Annotated in this window: 15 protein-coding genes and 6 pseudogenes; 11 read left to right on the forward strand and 10 right to left on the reverse strand. The window is 69.5% G+C overall.

The features are described from left to right. Positions 1-103: 103 nt before the first annotated feature. The 3 genes and pseudogenes from ACIQPQ_RS26060 to ACIQPQ_RS26070 all read left to right on the forward strand — a co-directional run. Positions 104-382, forward strand: a pseudogene (locus ACIQPQ_RS26060) (ATP/GTP-binding protein); the annotation flags it as partial. Beyond that, a complete protein-coding gene (locus ACIQPQ_RS26065; RefSeq protein WP_401307956.1) occupies positions 379-618 on the forward strand; it encodes a TniQ family protein in 240 nt (79 codons plus the stop codon). The pseudogene ACIQPQ_RS26060 and the gene ACIQPQ_RS26065, both read left to right, overlap by 4 nt. Positions 619-952: 334 nt before the next feature. Next, positions 953-1,471 carry a hypothetical protein gene (locus ACIQPQ_RS26070; RefSeq protein WP_401307959.1) on the forward strand — a complete coding sequence of 173 codons (519 nt, stop codon included), beginning with the start codon at positions 953-955 and terminating at the stop codon, positions 1,469-1,471. Between the two features lie 175 nt (positions 1,472-1,646). On the opposite strand, the gene ACIQPQ_RS26075 is transcribed toward ACIQPQ_RS26070, so the two are convergent. Further along, positions 1,647-1,826, reverse strand: coding sequence for a sodium:neurotransmitter symporter (locus tag ACIQPQ_RS26075; protein WP_401307962.1), 180 nt, complete (start codon positions 1,824-1,826; stop codon positions 1,647-1,649). Positions 1,827-1,882: 56 nt separating this feature from the next. After that, complete coding sequence (locus tag ACIQPQ_RS26080; protein ID WP_401307965.1) at positions 1,883-4,903, reverse strand: RHS repeat-associated core domain-containing protein; 3,021 nt, start codon at positions 4,901-4,903, stop codon at positions 1,883-1,885. 820 nt (positions 4,904-5,723) lie between these two features. On the opposite strand from ACIQPQ_RS26080, the pseudogene ACIQPQ_RS26085 reads away from it, so the two are divergent. After that, positions 5,724-5,942, forward strand: a pseudogene (locus tag ACIQPQ_RS26085) (IS256 family transposase); the annotation flags it as partial. Further along, positions 5,939-6,268, forward strand: a pseudogene (locus ACIQPQ_RS26090) (VOC family protein); the annotation flags it as partial. The pseudogenes ACIQPQ_RS26085 and ACIQPQ_RS26090, both read left to right, overlap by 4 nt. 173 nt (positions 6,269-6,441) lie before the next feature. On the opposite strand, the pseudogene mobF reads toward ACIQPQ_RS26090, so the two are convergent. Continuing rightward, positions 6,442-7,333, reverse strand: a pseudogene (gene mobF, locus ACIQPQ_RS26095) (MobF family relaxase); the annotation flags it as partial. 219 nt (positions 7,334-7,552) lie between these two features. On the opposite strand from mobF, the gene ACIQPQ_RS26100 reads away from it, so the two are divergent. After that, positions 7,553-7,750, forward strand: coding sequence for a hypothetical protein (locus ACIQPQ_RS26100; protein WP_401307967.1), 198 nt, complete (start codon positions 7,553-7,555; stop codon positions 7,748-7,750). Between the two features lie 202 nt (positions 7,751-7,952). Then, a complete protein-coding gene (locus ACIQPQ_RS26105; RefSeq protein ID WP_401307970.1) occupies positions 7,953-8,333 on the forward strand; it encodes a hypothetical protein in 381 nt (126 codons plus the stop codon). Between the two features lie 148 nt (positions 8,334-8,481). Here ACIQPQ_RS26105 and ACIQPQ_RS26110 read toward each other — a convergent pair whose 3' ends face one another. The 4 genes and pseudogenes from ACIQPQ_RS26110 to ACIQPQ_RS26125 all read right to left on the reverse strand — a co-directional run bounded on the left by ACIQPQ_RS26110 (position 8,482) and on the right by ACIQPQ_RS26125 (position 10,907). After that, a complete protein-coding gene (locus tag ACIQPQ_RS26110) occupies positions 8,482-8,760 on the reverse strand; it encodes a hypothetical protein (protein WP_401307973.1) in 279 nt (92 codons plus the stop codon). Positions 8,761-9,023: 263 nt separating this feature from the next. Beyond that, positions 9,024-9,841, reverse strand: a protein-coding gene (locus ACIQPQ_RS26115) for an IS5 family transposase (RefSeq protein ID WP_401308626.1) whose coding sequence is annotated in 2 segments (ribosomal slippage) — positions 9,024-9,478 and positions 9,478-9,841 — 819 coding nt in all. Because the reading frame shifts where the segments join, the coding sequence is not laid out codon by codon here. 140 nt (positions 9,842-9,981) lie between these two features. After that, a pseudogene (locus ACIQPQ_RS26120) lies at positions 9,982-10,267 on the reverse strand (transposase); the annotation flags it as partial. A gap of 139 nt (positions 10,268-10,406) precedes the next feature. Next, positions 10,407-10,907, reverse strand: a complete 501-nt coding sequence (locus ACIQPQ_RS26125) for a GNAT family N-acetyltransferase (protein WP_401307976.1) — start codon at positions 10,905-10,907, stop codon at positions 10,407-10,409. Between the two features lie 175 nt (positions 10,908-11,082). Here ACIQPQ_RS26125 and ACIQPQ_RS26130 point away from each other — a divergent pair. Beyond that, a pseudogene (locus ACIQPQ_RS26130) lies at positions 11,083-12,099 on the forward strand (IS5 family transposase). Positions 12,100-12,203: 104 nt separating this feature from the next. Here the strand turns inward: ACIQPQ_RS26130 and ACIQPQ_RS26135 are convergent. Together ACIQPQ_RS26135 and ACIQPQ_RS26140 are read right to left on the reverse strand one after the other, a co-directional pair. Further along, positions 12,204-12,716, reverse strand: coding sequence for a hypothetical protein (locus ACIQPQ_RS26135; protein ID WP_401307979.1), 513 nt, complete (start codon positions 12,714-12,716; stop codon positions 12,204-12,206). 849 nt (positions 12,717-13,565) lie between these two features. Further along, entirely contained in the window at positions 13,566-14,492 is a 927-nt protein-coding gene (locus ACIQPQ_RS26140; protein ID WP_401307981.1) for a LysR family transcriptional regulator, read from the reverse strand. Positions 14,493-14,609: 117 nt separating this feature from the next. Here ACIQPQ_RS26140 and ACIQPQ_RS26145 point away from each other — a divergent pair, with 117 nt between their 5' ends. Continuing rightward, positions 14,610-16,061, forward strand: a complete 1,452-nt coding sequence (locus ACIQPQ_RS26145; protein WP_401307984.1) for an MFS transporter — start codon at positions 14,610-14,612, stop codon at positions 16,059-16,061. Positions 16,062-16,462: 401 nt separating this feature from the next. Next, a complete protein-coding gene (locus ACIQPQ_RS26150) occupies positions 16,463-16,813 on the forward strand; it encodes a hypothetical protein (protein WP_401307987.1) in 351 nt (116 codons plus the stop codon). A 110-nt stretch (positions 16,814-16,923) separates the two neighbouring features. Here ACIQPQ_RS26150 and ACIQPQ_RS26155 read toward each other — a convergent pair whose 3' ends face one another. Next, entirely contained in the window at positions 16,924-18,243 is a 1,320-nt protein-coding gene (locus tag ACIQPQ_RS26155; protein ID WP_401307990.1) for an aspartate aminotransferase family protein, read from the reverse strand. Between the two features lie 92 nt (positions 18,244-18,335). Between ACIQPQ_RS26155 and ACIQPQ_RS26160 the strand changes: the two genes are divergently transcribed. Next, positions 18,336-19,265: a LysR family transcriptional regulator gene (locus ACIQPQ_RS26160; RefSeq protein WP_401307993.1), complete on the forward strand. Its 930-nt coding sequence runs from the start codon at positions 18,336-18,338 to the stop codon at positions 19,263-19,265. Positions 19,266-19,347 lie beyond the last annotated feature (82 nt).

Genomic DNA, 19,347 nt, shown 5'->3' on the forward strand with positions numbered 1-19,347 from the left:
TCACTCGACGTCACCACCTCTCCGTCCAGAACAGCAAAGACACGTGACACCCAAACGAGAACTGTCAGTGACACCGAAGTGAGAAGTCGCAGGGATCCAGCGCGAGCCGTTCCGCGAGCTGATCGCCGCCCTGGAGGCGGCCCTCGACCTCACCGCGCACCGGCCGGGCAGCCTGCCCAGGCTGGCGCCCTACCTGCACGAGCGGACCGCCGGACGCATCGGCAGCCTCTCTCGCCTGATCCGCCAGGCCGCCATCGAAGCCATCTGCGACGGCACCGAGCGCATCACCAAGACCCTGCTGGACACCATCGCACTGGACCACCTCGCCGAAGAGCACTACCGGCCCCGCGCCCCCGGCCGCCGTACCCGCCCCGGCCGGTGACCACCCCCACCCGGCCCCGCCCCGCGACCGCGGCGCGGCCCGGCACGATGTGGCCCAGCCCGCCCGGCGCGCTGCGCGTGAGGCCGCTGCCCCGTGAAACGGCAGCCTCCTACCTCACCCGCCTCGCCGCCGCCTACCACCTCTCCCCCGCCCACCTCCTCGACGGGCTGCACATCACCGCCACCGGCACCCCCGCCGCCCACGACCTGCTCTGGCAACGCCTCACCACCCGCTGAACCACCCCCACCCCCCAGCCCTCGCACAACCGACCAGCACCGCTACCTACAGACGCACCAACCACACTGAGCAAAAACCACCACCCCGCCCAGCACACTGAGCAACACCAAACAACCAGCTCAACCCACACACCCCCAGCACCGGACACTCGATTCCGCATGAGCCTCACCGACTGACCAGAACTACCACCCAGTACAACTGAACAACAGCAAGCCACAATCAAGATCAATAAGCACACCAACAGCTACGCCATACCGGCCCCCCGACCTCCCGCCGGGGCAGTGGTCGCGGGAGGCCGTCGAGGCGCTGGACGCCGACGCCGTACGGGCCGCGATGAGCGAGGAGCCGATCTCGGGCCGGGAGGCGGCGGACCGGATCGCCGCCGCGCTCGGCACGCCGAACAAGATGAGCGAGAAGGCGTCGGTCACCTCCTTCGTGGTCCGCCGGTTCATCACCCGCGGCCTGCTGGCCGACCTGTCCAGCAACCCGAAGGGCACCCTGCACCACCCCGGCCAGGTCGCCGAGTTCTGCGCGCGAGGGGACCTGGCCGGGCTCGCCGCCGCGGACACCCCGCTCGGCCCCGACCAGGCCGCCGACCGTCTGCGGGTGAGGAGGGTGGAGTTCGACTGGATGGTCAAGCTGACGTGGCTCCGGCCTGCGGAGTGGGCCGAGGTGGAATACGGCACCTCTCGGGCCGGAGCGGTCCAGGTCCCGCTCTACCGCACCGCCGACGTCGGCGCCCTCTCCGGCGCGCACCCCGAGGTCGACTGGGAGGAGCTCCGCCAGGTCGAGAAGGGCCGGCGCTCGCCGCTCGCCGCACTGCGCCCGAAGGAGAAGTCGGCGTCGGTGTAAAGGCAGATAAAGTAAAGCCCGGATTGCCGGGGTATTGTCGGCGCCGTCAAGCAGGACGTCGGTTACCGACGGCGGGACACGACAATTAGAACCGCCACGACAAAGACCCCGAAGACCAGGGCGATGCCCCAAGTCGGGAGTTCGGCAGCAAAGGATGGCATGATCACTGAGAGTGTCATCGCGTGGACCCTTTACGCAGGAAGTAGAGGCCGCCAACAGCCAGAACTGCACCGATGGCAATGGGCAGCACCGCCCGCGCCTCCCCGTCGCCTGCATCCTTCACGCCGAAATAGAGCAGAGCGACGCCGCAAAGCAGCGCTATAAACGCTGAGCCAATCATGAGGGAAATACGCATTGATAACTCCTGTCCTCCGGGGGGCGGGATACGCATCCCGCCCCCCGGCTTTTGGATCAGCTGTAAGCGGCGGTCGTCGCTCCGGCGGCTCCTGCGGCCACGACGGAGCATCCGGTGAACCCGGCGCCGAGTGAGACGCCAAGGGTGGCGAAGGTTCCTGCCGCGGCCCCAGCCATGCAGAGCCCCTCCACACCGATGCCCGCCAGAATGCCCATCTTGGTGGCGTTGGCACCTTCTGTATCGCCCGTCAAGGTGTCATAAGCGAGACCCGCCCAGTCCCCGATGCCGGTGACGTCTCCGACACTGAAGAGTCCGGTGGGGTCGATGCGGTTGACGGGGTCGCCTTCGGCATACAGGTAGGGGTTGGTTTCCTGGCCGGAGGGGTCGGGCTGGGTGAAGCGGCCGATGTTGGCGTCGTAGTAGCGGGCGGCGAGGTGGTAGAGGCCGGTGGGGTCCTGGTAGCCGCCGGCGAACCGGTAGGGCTGGGCGACCGGTTCGCTGGAACGCGCGAGCAGGCGCACGCCGCGGGGGCTGTAGGTGTAGGTGTTGACTTTGTTGCCGTCGCCGTCGGCCAGGGCGACGACGCTGCCGAGCGCGTCGGTCAGGTAGTAGTAGGACTTGCCCCCGGCCGTCATGGAGTTGAGGGTGCCCCCGGGTTCCCGGTTGAATCCCATGTCGGTGCCGGCGGTCGTCTTCGCCGACAGGCCCAGCGGCCCGTGGTGGAAGAGGGTGTCGCCGAGCTTGATGCGCTCGCTCTGGTCGGTCGAGGCGTACTGACCCGCGTAGGTCTTGCCGCCCACGGTGATCGACTTCAGCTGGGAGTAGTCCGTGTACGACTCCCCCGTGCGGATGTAGTCGTCGGTGGAGGCGCCGGCGGTCTCGTTGCCGGCCTGGTCGTAGGACCAGGTGCCGGTGGTGGAGGACTTGGCGGTGAGTTGCTGGGCGTCGTTGTAGGTGTAGGTGGTGCCGCGGGGGCAGCCGGGATCGGTGCCCTGGCTGGTGAGGTTGCCTGCCTGGTCGTAGCAGTACTGCCAGGAGTCCGCGATCGTGCCGTTCTTCTCGTCCTTGGCGTAGGAGAAGCGGCCGGCGCTGTTGTAGGTGTAGCTGGTCTTGTAGCCGCCGACCGCGTCGGTCTTGGTGCGGATCTTGCCGCCGTCCTTGGTGCCGTTGGCGTAGGAGTAGGTCAGGTCGACCAGGGTGCCTTGCGGCGAGGTCGTCTTGATCTTCTCGGGACGGCTGGACTTGTCCGGGGTGACGCTCTGCACCGTGCCGCCGGGGTAGGTGGTCTTGGTGCGGGTGTCGTTGTTGTCGTACGCGTACTTCGTGACCTTGCCCGCGGGGTCCTTCAGCTCGGTGAGCTTGTTGACCTCGTTGTAGGTGTAGTCGGTGGTGCCGGCCGGGTCGGTGTAGGTGTCGACGTTGCCCGCGGGGGTGTAGGTGAGCTGGGTCTGCGAGCCGTCCTGCAGGGTGCGGACGGTTTCGCGGGAGAGCGGATCGAAAGCGTAGGAGGTGATCCCGGAGCCGTCGGTGCGCCGGACGAGGTTGCCGTCGCCGTCATAGACGTAGACGACCGTGGTGGTGGGGGTGGAGACCTGTACGACGCGGTCGCGGGCGTCGTAGGTGTAGGTGGTCTTGATGCCGCGGCCGTCGGTGACGGTCTCGGGGCGACCGAGCTGGTCGTAGGTGTAGGTGGTGGTGCCCAGCGGGGCGGGCGGGGTGACCTTCGTCAGGTTGCCCTTGGCGTCGTAGGTGAACGAAGTGGACACCGACTTGCTGTCGGACAGTTTGGTCGTGGCCTTGCAGCGCTGGCCCTCGAAGCCGCCGCAGGTGGGGGTGGCCTTGTTGTGCTCGAAGGTCTGCTTGCCACCTCCGGTGCCGGTGATCGCGACGGAGGTGGTGTTGCCGGCCGCGTCGTAGGTGTAGTCGGTCTTCTCGTCGTCCGCCGTCGTCATCGAACCGGGCAGGTCCGCGCCGGCGATGGTCTGATAGCCGGTCATGGCGGCCGTCGCCCCGGTGGGCAGCTTGGTCGAAGTGGGGTTGTTACGCCCGTCCCAGCCATACGCCGTCACGTTCCCGCCGGTGCCGCCCGTACCGGTGCCCATCGCGTCGGTCGCCGTCTGGATGTTGTGGTTGGCGTCGAACGTCTTGGAGCGGGAGTGGGTCAGGGCGTCGGTGGTCTTGGTGACCCGGCCGTCCTTGTCGTGCTCGTACTTGGTGGCGTGGTTCTCCGGGTCCGTGACCGTCGTAGTGCCTGCCGCCTGGGGGTCGGTATTGGAGTAGGCGTAGGTGTAGGTCGGGCCCGTGTGACCGGAGGCGTTGAACCCGGTGGCCCGCAGCATGGAGCGGACCCGGTTGTGGGCGTCGTAGGTGAAGACCGTCACCCGCCCGTCGGGGGTGGTGATCTTCGCGATGCGGCCGTCGGCGTCGTGGGCGTAAAGCGTGGTCTTGCCGGCGGTGTCGGTGGTGCGCGAGAGGTTGCCGTCGCCGTCGAGTTCGTAGGAGGCGGTGCGGCCGGTGTGGTCCTTGGCCGTCAGGTGGTTCTCGTCGGTGTGGGTGAGGTCGATCCAGCGCCCGGAGCGGGTCTCGGTGAGTTTGAAGCCGCCTTCGCGGTGCTCGACGGTGATCGTGCCCTTGTTCCGGTCGGTGACCTTGGTCAGCACGCCGTTGGCGTCGTAGGTGTCCTGGGTCCCGGACTTGCGGTCGGTCAGCGTGAAGGTGTAGTCGGCGTTCTCTTTCAGGTCCTTCGCATAGCCCTTGGGCGTGGTGAAGGAGCCGTCGGACGCCTTGGTGAAGCGCAGGGTGGCGCCGGTGGAGTCGGTGAGGACGACCTCGTTCTCCGAGCGCCAGAAGGAGCGCTCGTACTCCTGCCACCAGCGCGGCGAGACCAGGCCGCCGGCGCCGTCGAAGGAGTTGTAGGTACGAGCCAGTCGCAGCTTCTGCCCCACACCGGCGACCTCGAAGTCCGTCGCAGCCAGCATCAGATTGCCGGTCGACAGATTGATCCGGCCCACCAGCGAGTCGGTGATGCGGAAGTTGGTGATCTGGTGCCACGGAACCGCACCCTGACCCCCGGGCACAGTGACCGGCTCGCCACTGTCGCTCTGCGCGGCAGATGCCGGAGTCGAACGAGCCGACTTCTCGGCGGCCGAAGGGCGGACGCGGCTCTTCCGAGCTTCTTCCCAGGCCCTCTCCCCGGGCGTGTCGGGGGCTTCCGCCTCGTTGGGCACCGGCCGGTTGGAGCCGACCTTGACCGGCGGCACCCCGAGGCGCGGCCCGTCCGTCTTCCCCCACACCGAAACCGGCCCCGGATCGGCAGCACCCGGATCAACGGTGCCCGGATCGGCCAGGGCCGGTACTACCGACGCGGCCAGCGACAGGGCCGCCACCGCGGCAACCAGGCCGTATCGGGACGACCTGCGGGCACGCCGAAGAGACGTGCCCGAAGCACGTGAACGCATGAATTCCCCCCACGGGAAACAACCACCGCGGCCCCAGCGGTCACGTGGCGTGCACACGCTGCCACGAAACCTCCACGCCGGCGGCCGCGCTGCCCTCGAACGCATGATCCACACGGCGCGGAACCAGCCAGACCGTTTCCCGCTTCCACCACTCCGCAAATCTCCCCGCATGGGGCATCTATGGACAAGGGAGATCGTTGCCGGGTGACAAGGTTTCGCATGACGAAAGAACCACACACGTAGGTTGACCTGATCACGCCGGTGCTATTGACCGGCCCGTCCGGGCGTAGTTCGTCGATACAGTCGGATTCGAGCCTCTGCCAGAGAAGGTGCTGCCAGAGCTCGTCGGTGAGACTTCGCCCTACACCAGGTGCGCACCGGATGGTGCACCGCCTTCTGCGCGGCCTGACCGCTGCTTCTCCCGGCGGCGGGTCTCCTTCCCATCGAGTCGACCTTCTCCACCGTCCGCCTCCGCACGAAGGTCATCCGGGGCGCGGGCTCGCGGGCCGCCGCTCTCGCGGTGCTGTTCAAGCTCGTCGAATCGGCCCAGGCCCGCCGGCGCGCGGTCAACGGCGCCCACCTCGTCCCGCTCGTCCGCGCCGAAGCCCGGTTCGAACGCGGTCAGCTGGTCGAGCGTCCCAAGGCGGTGGCCGCGTGAACCGTCCGGCGCACGGTGCCCTGCACCACGTCGAGATCTGGGTGCCCGACCTCGACCGCGCACTCACCTCGCTCGGCTGGCTGATGGAGACCCTCGGCTACACCGTGTCCCAGAGCTGGGACGCCGGCCGCAGCTGGCTGCTCGGGCCGACCTACCTCGTCCTCGAGCAGTCCCCGGACCTCACCGCCAACCGGCACGACCGCCGCCACCCTGGGCTGAACCACCTGGCGTTCCACGTCGAAGACGTCGCTGCCGTCGAGGAGCTCACCGCCCAGGCGACGCAACACGGCTGGCGCCTGATGTTCCCCGATCGGCACCCGCACTCGTATAGGGCGCGGCCGCCGGGCCATCGGCCGAGCTCGGTGGCCAGGGCGGCGCCGTCGTCGACCTCCTCGGTGCGCCAGCCCTGGATGTCCAGCAGGAGACCGTCCAGCGGGTGGGTCTTGCGGGCGGCGATCCGGTTCAGCTTGGTGCGGGCCTGTTCGGAGACGACGGGCCCGCACTTGAGGTTGCCGTCCTCGTCGACGGCGGTGACGTACTCGTGCTCCATGTCCTGGCGACACAGGTCGATCTCCTGGCCGCGCTTCGACATCCAGCCGATCAGCCCGTGCGGCACCCCCGCGATCTCCATGACGGGACGGCGCCCCGGCGTCACCTCGCGCGGCTCCCACGCCCACCCGAGCCGGATGGACACCTCCTCCATGAAGTAGAGGAGGTAGAGGGTGTCGGCCGCGACGATGTGGGCGAGCAGCGAGTCCGCCGACACGTTGCCCCACGTCCCGTCCGGGCGCCGGGCCCGGATCGACACCACGGCGTGATTGTGGAGCAGCGGCTTCGATTCGGCGGCCCAGGACTCGTAGTGCCGGAACACCGCGACGATCAGCCCGTCCTTCACCGTGGCGCGCTGCTTCCCGCCGGCCTTCCAGCGGATCTGCGCGACCGACTCCCCCAGCCACTTCAGCGTCTTGCCCACGGCGGTGTCCTGGCACGACTCCAGCACCAGACGGTGCTCGTCATCCATCAGCGCCCACGCGATGTGGGCCGTCGGCGGCGGCCGGAAGGTGAGGTCCATGCCCAACCAGGGAGTGCGCTCCTTGGCCTTCTCCGTCTTCGCCGACCGGTTGTGCTCGATGGGCCTGCCCAGCACGCTCGCCCGCCGGGCCGTCGCCGGATCGTCGCCCGCCTCCAGGCGCTCCCGCTCGATCCGGTCGGCGTCCGGGTGCCCGGCCTTCCCCCAGGAGCAGCTCGGCCTGCCGCTCGCTCACCATCTCCCCGTCCGTGAGGCCGACCGCGGCCAGGCCCTGACCCCTCCAGATCCCGGGCGGGACACCGGCTTCGTCCTGGGCGGCGCGCAGCGGCGTGCCCGCGGGGCGGTGGCCATCACCGACCATCACGCCGCGGAAGTAGTACCGCCACCCGTCACCGGGACGGACCTCCGATTTGCTGATCACCGGGCCATGGAACACCGGCTTTGACCTGCACAGAAGGCCGATCCGGGGCCGGTCCCGCCGGGCGAGAGGCCATCACCAGATCTTTACCGTGGCGCCCGCCAGGCGGGCCGCCACACCAGCCCGAGACGGTAAGCCGTCAGCCTGTGCACAGTGCGCCGCATGAACCGCGAACTGCTCCACGGAGACCTCTGCCCGCTGTGCGGCCGGCCCCTCACGCTGCGCCCGTCCGTTGTCGTCCGCTCGAACGTGCCTTACTCCCCCAGGACCGACTACCGGCCCCACTGCAACGCCTGCGCCAACGACCTGCCCAACGCGCAGAGGTGGAACGACCTCATGAACGACCGCTACGGCCTCTGACCCCGGCCGTGCGATTACTGCGCCCCGACCACACCGGCATCCGACCCGAGACGACTCCAACGACAACCAGCGCACTCCCCCGCACCACCCTGACCGTCCACCACCGCTGAGCGCATGGCGTCACCGACGCCCTTCACACGACCAACCACCACCGCCCCCGGCCGACTCCGGCCGGGGGCTTCGTGCGTCCTGGAGATCCACCGTGCCCACGTACGAGGCCCTGCCGCGCTTCACCACCGACCACCACCGCCTCACCCCCGAACAGCGCCGCGCCTTCCGCCAGGCGGTCACCGCCTTCGTCGACGACCTCCGCGCCGGACACCCCTTCCGCGCCAGCCTCCGCAGTAAGGGCGTACGCCTCGCACCCGGCGTCTTCGAACTCACCTGGGACGGCAACGGCCGCGCAACCTGGCAGCACGGCCCGGAGATAGTCCACGGCACACCACACGTCATCGGGCGCCGCATCGGCACCCACAGCATCCTCACCGGCCCGTATGTGGCTCAAGCGCGGGGGAAAGTATCTCCGCTACCGCATCCGTTTGGATGGAGTGCGCGCGATCTACAGCACGTGATCTGGCGCTGAATCCGAGCGCGCTGTTCTTGATCACCTCGCTGTGTACCGGCTCCACCTACTGCGGCGAAGACCACGGTTGCCGGGGGCACCCGCGCATGCGGCTACTGTGGCAGCGCTGCGAGAGCGGCATAACCAGGATGCCCGTGCTCTACCGCGCTCAGCCCGTGTTCTCCGCAGCCAGCTGCCGCGCCTTACGGATCGTCTCCTCCGGCGTCATGCCCGTCAGGTTCACGACGGTGGCGAGCAGCCCCAACCCGATCCGCGCGTTCGCCTGAAGCAGCTCCGCCGATTCCTTCAGCGTGGCGTCCCGCGCGGTGACCATCCCCTGGGTGTTGCCGCTGGCCGCCGCAGCCCCAAAGTCGGCATCAGAGCTCTCGAACAAGTCAGCGTAGGCGTCGCGGATTGCAGCGCCCGAATGCCCGCCTCCGCTGCTCACGAGCGGTACATGTTCAGCAGGGCCTGTCCAGCCCGTTCGTTGTAGCCTTGCGTACTCGTCATAAGCCGAGGGTAGTTGGCGGCACTGACAGCAGAGCGCCCCGAACGTGGGGTAAGCATCACGGAAACAGGTGTCGCCGGGGCCGGCCACCTCGATCTCGCCGGAGAAGCGGTGCTCTTTGGTTCAAGGGCTCCTGCTGGGCGGAGATGCTGCCGCCGATCGTCTGCAGAGTGCGAGTTGAGCGCTCCTACGCCTTAGAGTTCCTAACAAAGGCGTTGGACGTGGCGGTGGGTGATCAGGCAGGTGGCGAGGCCGAGGAAGGCTTCGTGGATGTCGTCGCGTCGTTCCCAGCGGATGCGCAGTCGGCGGAAGCCGTGCAGCCAGGCGATCGTCCGCTCGATCACGTAACGGAAGATGCCCAGGCCGGAGCCGTGCGGCTGGCCTCGTTCGGCGATGACGGGGCGGATGCCGCGTTGCCACAGCAGGCGCCGGTACTTGTCGTAGTCGTAGCCGCGGTCTGCGAGGAGCGCGTCGGGCCGGCGTCCGGGCCGACCGACGACGCCGGCCACGGCCGGAACCTTGTCCAGCAAGGACAGCAACTGCGTGACGCCGTTACGGTTCCCGCCGGTCAGCGACACTGCGAGCGGGATGCCCTGTGCGTCGGTGAGGCCGTGGTGCTTGCTGCCCGGCCGTGCGCGGTCGACCGGGCTGGGCCCGCTTCTGGGCCGCGCCGTGCCGCCCGGACGCGGGAGGAGTCGATCACCGCCCGCGACCGGTCCAGCTTCTTCGCCGCCCGCAGCTTCTTCAGCAGCACCACGTGCAGCTTCTCCCAGACCCCGGCCCCGTTCCACGCGGCCGGACGCCGCCAGCACGTCATCCCCGAGCCGAAACCCAGTTCCTGGGGCAGGTACTCCCACTGGATGCCGGTACGCGGGACGAACAGAATCCCGCACGACACCTGTCGGTCCGGCACACACGGCCGGCCCTCCACCAACTTCGATCCCGGCTCCGGCAGCAACGGCCCGATGAGCAACCACAGTTCATCCGACACGATCCACGGCCGCGACCGACGTTTCCCCACGGCCAGGCCAAAGACCACCCACACCGAAAATCACACTGTCTCTCAGCCCACTGTCACAAAACTGAGGGATCGTACCGGCGAAGCAGCCGTCACTCTCGCCTCGCTCCTGACACGGGCACGACATTTCACGACAGAACCTAGACGCCGACCGTGTGGGTGCCTCTCTTCACATCGCCGGTCTCGTCGACCACCAACACCGCATCTTCGTCACCCAGGCACTCCAGCACGTACTCACACATGTCATCACGCACCCGGTCGGCATCGCACTGGGCCCGGCCAAGCAAGTACTGCATGCCGTCTGGACCCGGCCCACCCGGCGGTGCTCCAGCAGTTCTTGCGCGGCAGATCCGACAGCAGCCCGAGCACCAAGTCCCTCACCCGGCGACGGGGTTCAACCCGGCGCAAGCGGCCCGCCATCCGGCTCATCAGTGCCGCGAAGACCTCGTGCCAGCGGGCAGGGTCTGCTCTGTGACCCGCGGCCACCGCACCATTTGCCGTCCTCACACACCGATGATCAGCGACGGCCGCAGCCCACCCGCAGCCGGTCCACACACAAGATCACGGACTACGGCTCGTGCACCAGATCGCGCTGATACCAGATGCCTGGTTCACCGCCGACGTCGGCCGGGTCTGCCGGGCCGACCGGGACGAACCCGGCCTTGGCCAGCACCTTCTGGGACGCGGCGTTGGCATGGGCGGTGGCTGCCCGAAGTGTGCGCAGCCCGTGCCGTGCGGGGGCCAGTCGGCACTGCTTCCGCACCGTCGCGGTCGCTACGCCGCGGCCGGCGACGTGTTGCGCGACCCGGTAACCGAGGTCGGCAGTGCCGTTCTCGAAGTCGTACAGGTTGAACCGGCCCAGCACCGAGCCGTCCTCGGCGACCAGCACGTAGAAGGCGCAGATGCCGGCCGCTTGCTCAGCCAGCAAGGCGCTATGCCGGTCGGAGAACTGATCGAAGAACTCGTCACCCCGGTCGGAGACCGAGGCAGCGAAGTAGGCACGGTTCGCCAGCTCGAAGGCCAGGACCGCCGGGGCATGGCAAGCATCCAACTGCTCCAGCTCGGGCACCGCCCGACTCTACCCAGATGACAAGTTGATGCCACCTGAGTTTCCCCAGCGGCAGACAACCACAAGACCAGAACCCATGACGATCTACGGCTGGAGCACTAGGACCTGTTCGAGGTTCGGATCGTCGTGACGCTCGCTGATGGGTTCGGTTCGGTGGGGCTGGTGGAACTCAGGTGTGGCGCGTTTCGATGTGACGGATGCCGAGTGGGAGTTGGTCGAGGAGTTTCTGCCGGTGGCGGCGACGGGTCCGCTGCCCCGGCGGGTGCGGGACCAGTTCAACGGGGTGTTGTGGCGGTTTCGTACCGGCTGCGGCTGGCGTGACGTCCCGGAGCGTTACGGCTCCTGGTCGACGGTGTACTCGCAGTTCAACGCCTGTTCGAAAGCCGGGGTGTTCCAGGCGCTGATGGATGGCCTGATCGTCGAGGCGGCGATGCGTGGACGGGTCGGCCTGGAACTGGTCAGTGTGGATTCCACGATCGTGCGGGCCCATCACGAGTCGGCCGCACTGGCGGTCGCCGGAGAGACCCTGAATGCCCTCGAACAGGCTGTGACCGAGGAAGGGGGGTTCCGCTCTCGGAGCAGGGACCGGTCTGGAGGGTGCTGCACCGCGGTCCGCATCCGGTGCGGGCACCGAGGAGGAGGCGGGCGGTGACCGTGCTGCGACTCGGCGGCGTCGGCGGGCACGGGCGAAGGCCGCCGGACTGGGCCGGTCCAGAGGCGGGCTGAGCAGCAAGGTCCACACCGCGGTCGATGCGGCGGGGCTGCCGCTGGTGTTTGTCCGGCCCCCGGGCCTGGCGGCGGACTGCCCGCAGTTCCAGGCGGTCCTCGAACGGATCCGGGTCCCCGGCCCCCGCTGCCGTCCGCGCACCCGGCCCGGTGCGGTGGCCGCCGACCGGGCCTACTCCTCCAGGCCAACCGCGCCTACCTGCGCGGACGCGGGATCACCGCAGTCATCCCGGAGAAGACCGACCGGGCCGCGAACCGGCGGAGGCAGGGCTCGGCATGCGGCCGCCCCGTGGCCTTCGACCCGCAGCGGTACCGGCAGCGCAACACCGTCGAGCGCTGCTTCCAGAAGATCAAGATCCGGCGCGGACTCGCCACTCGTTACGACAAATCTCCCGAGAGCTTCGAGGCAGGACTTCACCTCCGAGAATCAATCATGTGGCTGAAGCACATCGCCTCAGCCACATGATCCGAACTTCCAACACGTCCTAGGCGTATTGACCCGCGGCGTTGTTGACGCGGGTGATGACGGCTGCTGCCGCCTATCGTCGAGATGGGCCACTGGATGCGGGTCTACGACGTCGTGCCGGGCTGAACAGGGAGGTGTCGGCGCGGTCGAGGTGGTCGCGTCGAGCGGTCAGCTCCCAACGGCGCAGCGCCGGCGGACGTTTCCCTCCTGCCCAGGCGGCGGTGGAGGTCCCTGAGGTCGACGTCGCTCGGCAAGTGCGCGATCAACTCGTTTATCTGCGACTTCCCGACGTGGTGGCTGAGCGCCCGGCCGGGGTTGCCCGCGTAGAACACCGCCTCCTCCCAGGCGGTCCGGCGGTCCATCAGCACCAGAGGCCGTTCAGAGCCGGGTTGGCCCGTCGCGAGACCTATGTCGACCTCCGCCCGCACAACTCGCAGGCGGAGGAACTCGACGATCGTCAACGCGCTGTGCGGGGCGTCGTCAAACAGCCCTACCGAGATCAGCAAGTCCTCTTGTTGGAAGGCGCAGCCCTCGTTGAGGGCGAGTCCTTTAAGCGAGAGGGCGGTCAGATCGTCGCACACACCGTGCCACGTCAACGGCGCCAGCTGGGCAAGCATCGGGAGACGCACCGGTAGCGCCCCAGGTCCTGTGGATCCCGGAGCCGCCTCCGCTCGGCCAGGAAGCCCCGCATCTCCCGTTCGGCGGCGTCCTGTCGGGCCACCTGTTCAACTGCGTCACCGGAGAGACGGCCGGCGGGAGGTCGCGGTGCCGTGCGCGCAGCACCTTCCCCAGGGTGCCCGTGCGGTCCCACTCCTGGCGTGCCATGTTCCGGATGCGTTCCGGCGGATAGGCGGATAGGCGGATAGGCGGATACGGGAGCAACGGCCACGCGGTGCAGGAGCAGTCCCCAAGTTGTCGGCGTGGGGGTTCTCCTCGAAATCATTCAAAGTGGTGGTGAGCCATCCCCGGTAGGCGGTCAGCGCCCCGGGGCGCGACCTCGGTCGCCTCGGGCAGGCCTCGCAGCCGGGGGCTGAAGGTCGGGGCGAGCGCCCACACGCTTTTGGCCAAATGGTCCTCGACACGGATGCGTCTGCGGACAGCGGACAGCGGACAGCGCGAACGGCTGCGTCTCTTCCCGCCCGCCCTCAAGGTGTCGTGGGCGTCCTACTGCTCCAGGCTCGTCCATGTCCGCCATCACAGCTTCACAGGTTCCGCGCACGGGGGTGTGAGGGACCGCGTGAACCATGCTGCTGCGGCCGGTGGTCGGCGACACTGAGAGGCCACCGCCCAGTGGGGACGATCTCCCGGGGGTGGGGGCGGGGCCACGGGCTCGCCGTCGGCAGCCCGCGCGCCCGCCACTCCCTCTTTCCGCCCTCTTGTCGCAGCGCAGAGCGCCGGTGCCGGAAGTCGGAATCGGCATCGGCGTGCCCGGGCAGCGGCCGGTGCGGGCGGGCGGGGAGCGGGCCTCAGAAGGCCGCGGGTCCGCTGTTGGCGTGGACGGCGTCGCGGGCGGCGTCGGCGAAGGCCCGGACGCGGGCGGTGTACGCCGCGGTGCGCCACACCAATGCCACCTCGGTCAGGGGCGCGTCCTCGATCGGGACGTAGGTGATGCCCGGTCGGCCGTGGTAACGGGTGACGTGCGCGGCCATCGGGGAGACGCCCTGGCCCTGGGCGATCAGGGCGAGGAGTTCTTGGAAGGTGGTGACGTCGCGGCCTCGGGGGACGGGAGTGCCAGAGGGGGTGGAGCGGGGGACGTGGAAGTCCCACCAGTAGTCCGGTGCGACGCCCGCGACGCCGAACACGGTCGTGTGCGCCAGGTCCTCCAGACGTACGGTCTCGCGACGGGCGAGGGCGTGACCGGTGGGAACGGCGAGGACGAAGGGCTCCGACAGCACCACGGGGCCCACCGTCAGGTCGGGTTCCGCCACGGGCAGCCGGTGCAGCAGGACGTCCACCTCGCCGGAGCGCAGCGGCCCCAGCGGGTCCGCGAAATGGATCTCGCGCAGGTCGACCTCGCAGCCGGGGCAGCGGATGCGGAAGGCGTCGACCAACGCCGTGTTGAGCACACCCGCGCCGATGCCGAGGAACCCGACGCGCAGCACGCCTGCCATACCCCGGGCCGTGTCGCTCGCCCTGGCCACGGCTTCGGCGAGGGCCACGCACAGGGGCTCGAGGTCGGCGCGCAGTGCCGCACCGAGGGGCGTGAGGGCCACGCGGCGGCTGGTCCGCTCGAACAGGGGGGCGCCGATGCGCCGCTCCAGCTTCTTGACCGTCTGACTGACCCGGGCCTGGGAGACCAGCAGGCGTTCGGCCGTCCGGCCGAAGTGGAGTTCCTCGGCCAGTACGAGGAACGTCTCCAGTTCGTGCCGCTCGGGCAGACGCATCCCGTCCATAAGTCCAGCTTATCGTTCGTTGCGCCGATCGGCGTTGTTGCAGGTCACTCCCGGCACAAGCATGAAGGAGTCCCCTGAAGAGAACGATCTGGAGTTGAAATACCGATGACGGATGTCATGGACTCCGCGGCAGGCACCGTGCCGCGCGCGTCGGAGCACCACCCGGCGGGGCGGGCCCGGCACCCGTGGTGGACGCTGCTCGTGGTGATGGCCGGCACCTTCATGGCGATCATGGACTCGTTCATCGTCAACGTCGCCGTCCCCTCGATCCGCCAAGAGCTGGCGGCCACCTACGCGCAGACGGAACTCGCGGTCAGCGGCTACGTCCTCGTGTACGGACTGCTGCTGGTCACGGGCGGCCGGCTGGGTGACCTGTTCGGAGTGCGACGCCTGTTCCTGACCGGTACGACGGTCTTCCTGGCCGGTTCGCTCGCGGCCGGGCTCGCGGCCGACCCGGTGACGCTGGTCCTTTTCCGCGCCGTTCAGGCGGCGGGTGCCGCCCTGTTCTACCCGCAAGTCCTCGCCGTCCTGCAGACCGTGTTCACCGGCCGCGCCAGGGCAAGGGCCTTCGCCGTCTTCGGAGCGACCATCGGCCTCGCCTCCATCGCCGGACAGGTGCTGGGCGGGCTGCTCATCCACATGGACCTCTTCGGTCTCGGGTGGCGCAACGTGTTCCTCGTGAATATTCTCGTCGGTCTCGTCACCCTGGCGGGCGCGGCACGACTGCTCCCCCGCTCGGTCGCGCGCACGGCGGACCGGGCCACGCTCGACGTCGTGGGCATCGGCCTGCTCAGCACCGCTCTGCTGCTCCTGCTCGTACCGCTCGTCGAAGGCCCGCAGACCGGATGGCACGCCTGGACCTGGATCGCGCTCGCCGCGTCCGCCCCCGCGCTCACGGCTTTCACGCGCTGGGAGCGGCGTCTGGCCGCGCGCGGCGGCAGCCCGCTGGTGGACCCCGGCCTGTTCCGCCTGCCCGCCTTCGCCTCGGGCAGCGCACTCGCCCTCGCCTTCTTCGCGGGCAACGCTGGACTCTTCTTCGTCCTCACTCTCCAATTGCAGAACGGGATGGGTTACACGCCGTTGGCCGCGGGCCTCACCTTCGTCCCGCTGGCCGTGACCTTCTCGGCGGCGTCCCTCCTGGGGCCGGCGCTGGAGAAGCGGCTCGGCCACCACACCCTCACCGTGGGCTACACGATCAACGTCCTGGGCACCCTGGCCCTCCTCGGTACGGTCTGGGCCACCGGCTCCGCCACCACCGGACCGAGCCTGCTGCCCTCCCTCGCCGTCATCGGCTTCGGCCAGGGACTCGGGGTCAGCCCGCTCATGGGCGCCGTGCTGGGGCGTGTGCGCGCCCAGGACGCGGGCGCGGCCAGCGGCGTCCTGGAGACGGCCATCCAGATCGGCATGTCGCTCGGGATCGTCGTCCTAGGGCTCGTCTTCTCCACCGCCCTGGGCGGCTCCTCGTCCGGACCGGCGTACACCCACGCCTTCACGGTGACCCTGGTCGGCAACCTGGCGCTCGCCGTCCTCACCCTGCTCCTGCTGCCTCCCATGGTGCGGCGTCGGTGAGCGACTCATCCACCCGGCTGCTCCGCCGGGACCACCGCGACGGCCGCGGAGCGGCGGTGTCAGGGGGCGGTCCTGTCAGCGGGGCGGCCGCACAGGCGGGTGGTTGCCCCGGTGTCGGCACCGTCAGGGTCTCTGACTCGACCGCTGATGGAACGTCACGCTCGCGGAGCCGTCAGGACAGGGACGGTCTACGGCCCGCCTGCACGCCCACGTGAGTGACAAATCGGCGGAAAGACGATGCTGCGGACCCCGCCAGTATCCATCAACGATCGCTTATTAATTCCAACGATCGTTGACAGGCGTGTGCCGGGCGGACCAGTATCGCCGGAGAGCGGCTCGCGAACGTCCGTCACGGACGGTCGCGTTGCCGCCCCCAGCCCCCACGCCGAGGAGAGACGCGTATGCAGGCGCCGGTCCTGTTCCAAGCCCACCGCCTGACCGCCGAGGACTTCACCGAGGAGGACATGGCCGAACTGCACCTGCTGATGAGCCGATTACTGACCACGTGCAGCTCGCTGGGCCAGCGCCACGCGCCCGACGGCGAGTGGGCGCCGGCCGGTTCGGGCGCGTGCGATCACATGGCGCAGTCAATGGAACTGTTCGCCGACGTGTCCCGGATTCTCAACAAGACGCGCGCCGGTGTCCGCCGGATCGGCGGCAGGGCACGGATGCGGATGTACCGTCGTACGCACGGCAGGACCACCGCCCCTGTCACACCCGGTTCGCCGGGTGGCCGCGCCGCCCAGGACTGACGGACCGTCCGGACGCGTCTGCCGCCCTCGACGACCGCGCGCACGCTCCCGCACCGCAGGGGTGCTGGACCAGGACCGGTGAGCCGCACGGGCGACGCCGGACCGGTCGCCTACAGCGTGCCGGTGACCTGGGTCAAGGAGCGGTCCAGGATGTCGAGGCCGAGGGCGAGTTCGTCCTCGGTGGCCGTCAGGGGCGGGGCGATGCGCAGGGTGCCGCCCATGCCCGGGAGTTGCACGATGTTCATGTGCAGGCCGAGTTCGAGGCAGCGGCGGGTGACGCGGGCGCCCAGGGCGTCCCCCGCGACGCCGCCCGGGGCCTCCGGGACGAACTCGACGCCCAGGAGCAGTCCCCGGCCGCGTACTTCGCCGATCACGGGGTGGCGGGCGGCGAGGTCGTCCAGGCCCTTGCGCAGGAACTCCCCTCGTACGCGGGCCTGTTCGTCCATGCGGTTCTCTTCGAGGACATCGAGGACGGTGGTGCCGACGGCGGCGACCAGGGGGTCGGAGACGTGGGTGGTGAAGAACAGGAAGCCGCGTTCGTGGGCGCGTTCCTCGATCTGCGCGCTGGTGACCACGGCGGCCAGCGGGAGGCCCGCGCCGAGTGTCTTGGACAGGGTGAGGATGTCGGGGACGACGCCGTCGCGTTCGAAGGCGTACCAGGTGCCCGTGCGGCAGAGCCCCGTCTGCGCCTCGTCGAGGATCAGCAGCATGCCGCGTTCACGGCACTTGGCGTGCAGCGCGGCGAAGTATCCGGCCGGGGGCTCGACGACGCCGCCGGAGCTGAGGATCGGTTCCACCAGGCAGGCGGCGAGGCTGCCGGTGGACTGGGCGTCGATCAGGTCGAAGGCGTCGTCCAACTGCCGCTGCCAGTCGAAGGGTTCGCCGCGACGGCCGAGGCCGGGGTGGGGCACGGGGAGGGCGAAGTTGCCGGGCGCGCCGGGGCCGTAGCCCTTGCGTCCCGCGCTGTACGTCGCCGAGGCGGCGGCCTGGGTCATGCCGTGCCAGGAGCGGGCGAACGAGACGATCTCGTGGCGGCCGGTGACGAGCTTCGCCAGCCGCAGCGCGGCCTCGTTCGACTCGGCGCCCGTGGTCAGCAGCAGCACTTTGTCGAGCGGGTCGGGCAGGGTGGCGGCCAGCCGTCGCGCCAGTTCGACGACCGGGCGGCTGAGCATGCCGCTGTAGAGGTGGTCCAGGCGCGAGATCTGCCGCTGGACGCATTCGACGATGCGGGGGTGGGAGTGGCCGAGGATCGCGCTCATCTGGCCGGAGGTGAAGTCGAGGACGGAGCGGCCGTCGGCGGTGGTGACGAAGCTGCCGCCGGCGCGTTCGATGATCTCGGGGGTGAAGGCGACGCCGTAGCGGAGCAGGTGGCGCCGTGCGTCGTGCCAGAACTGTGCGTCGCGGTCCGTGCCGATCGTGTCGTCTGCCATGGAGAACGACGGTAGGGACCCGGGTCGGTCCGCGTCCATCACATGATTCCGGCTTTCCTGTGCGGCAGAACCGTACAAGAATCGTCGGGGTGATGAACCCGTGGAGGCTGAGGCTGCTCAGCCAGCTGGACACGCTGGGCACCGTGCGCGCCGTGGCGCAGGCCGCCCGTCTCAGCCCGTCGAGCGTGTCCCAGCAGCTCGCCGTTCTGGAGGCCGAGACCGGCACCCGGCTGCTGGAGCGCAGCGGGCGGCGGGTGCGGCTGACGTCCGCAGGACTGATCCTGGCCCGGCGGGCCCGCGCGATCCTCGACCACATGGACAGCGTCGAGAACGAACTGCGCGGCTTCGGCGAGGAACCGTCGGGGCTGGTCCGCCTCGGCGCGTTCCAGAGCGCCGTCCACACCCTGGCGCTCCCGGCGGTCGCCCGGCTCGCCGCGGCCCACCCGCACCTGGACGTGGAGATCCTGGAACTCGAACCCCACGCCAGCATGCCCGCGCTGCGGATGGCCGACGTGGACGTCATCATCACCACGACCGACTTCGACGAGCTTCCCCTCGGTCCCGATCTCGACCTGGTGCCGCTGGCCGAGGACCCGGTCCTGCTGGTCCTGTCCCCCGGGCACCGCGCCGGTCGCGGGCCCGCCGACCTGGCCGCCTTCGCCGACGAGCCCTGGACCTTCGACATGCCGGGGTCCTACATGGCGGGCCTCGCGCTGCGCCTGTGCCGTCAGGCCCGGTTCGAACCCCGTGTCGTGGGCCGGTTCAGCAACTACACGCTCGCGCTCCAGCACGTCGAGGCCGGACACTCGGTCACCCTCCTGCCCGCGCTCGCCGTCGCCCACAGCCGCTACGACGTCACCACCCGCGAACTCACCACGCCTGTCACCCGCACCATCACCGCCGCCGTCCGTCGCGCCGTCCCCACCGCCGGCCCGGCGCGTGCCGCGGTCCGGGCCGTCCTCGACGCCCTGCGGCAGCAGCCCGCGCCACCGCCCCTCACCCCGCCCGGCCGAGCGGTGTAGCCTTGTCCGTGCGACAGGAGATCGCCGCCGGACGGCGGTAGATCCTGATGTACGCCCCCTCTCGCGGGGCGGCAAGAGAAAG

Origin of the sequence: Streptomyces sp. NPDC091281 (assembly GCF_044757425.1) — a bacterium.
Classification (GTDB): Bacteria; Actinomycetota; Actinomycetes; order Streptomycetales; family Streptomycetaceae; genus Streptomyces.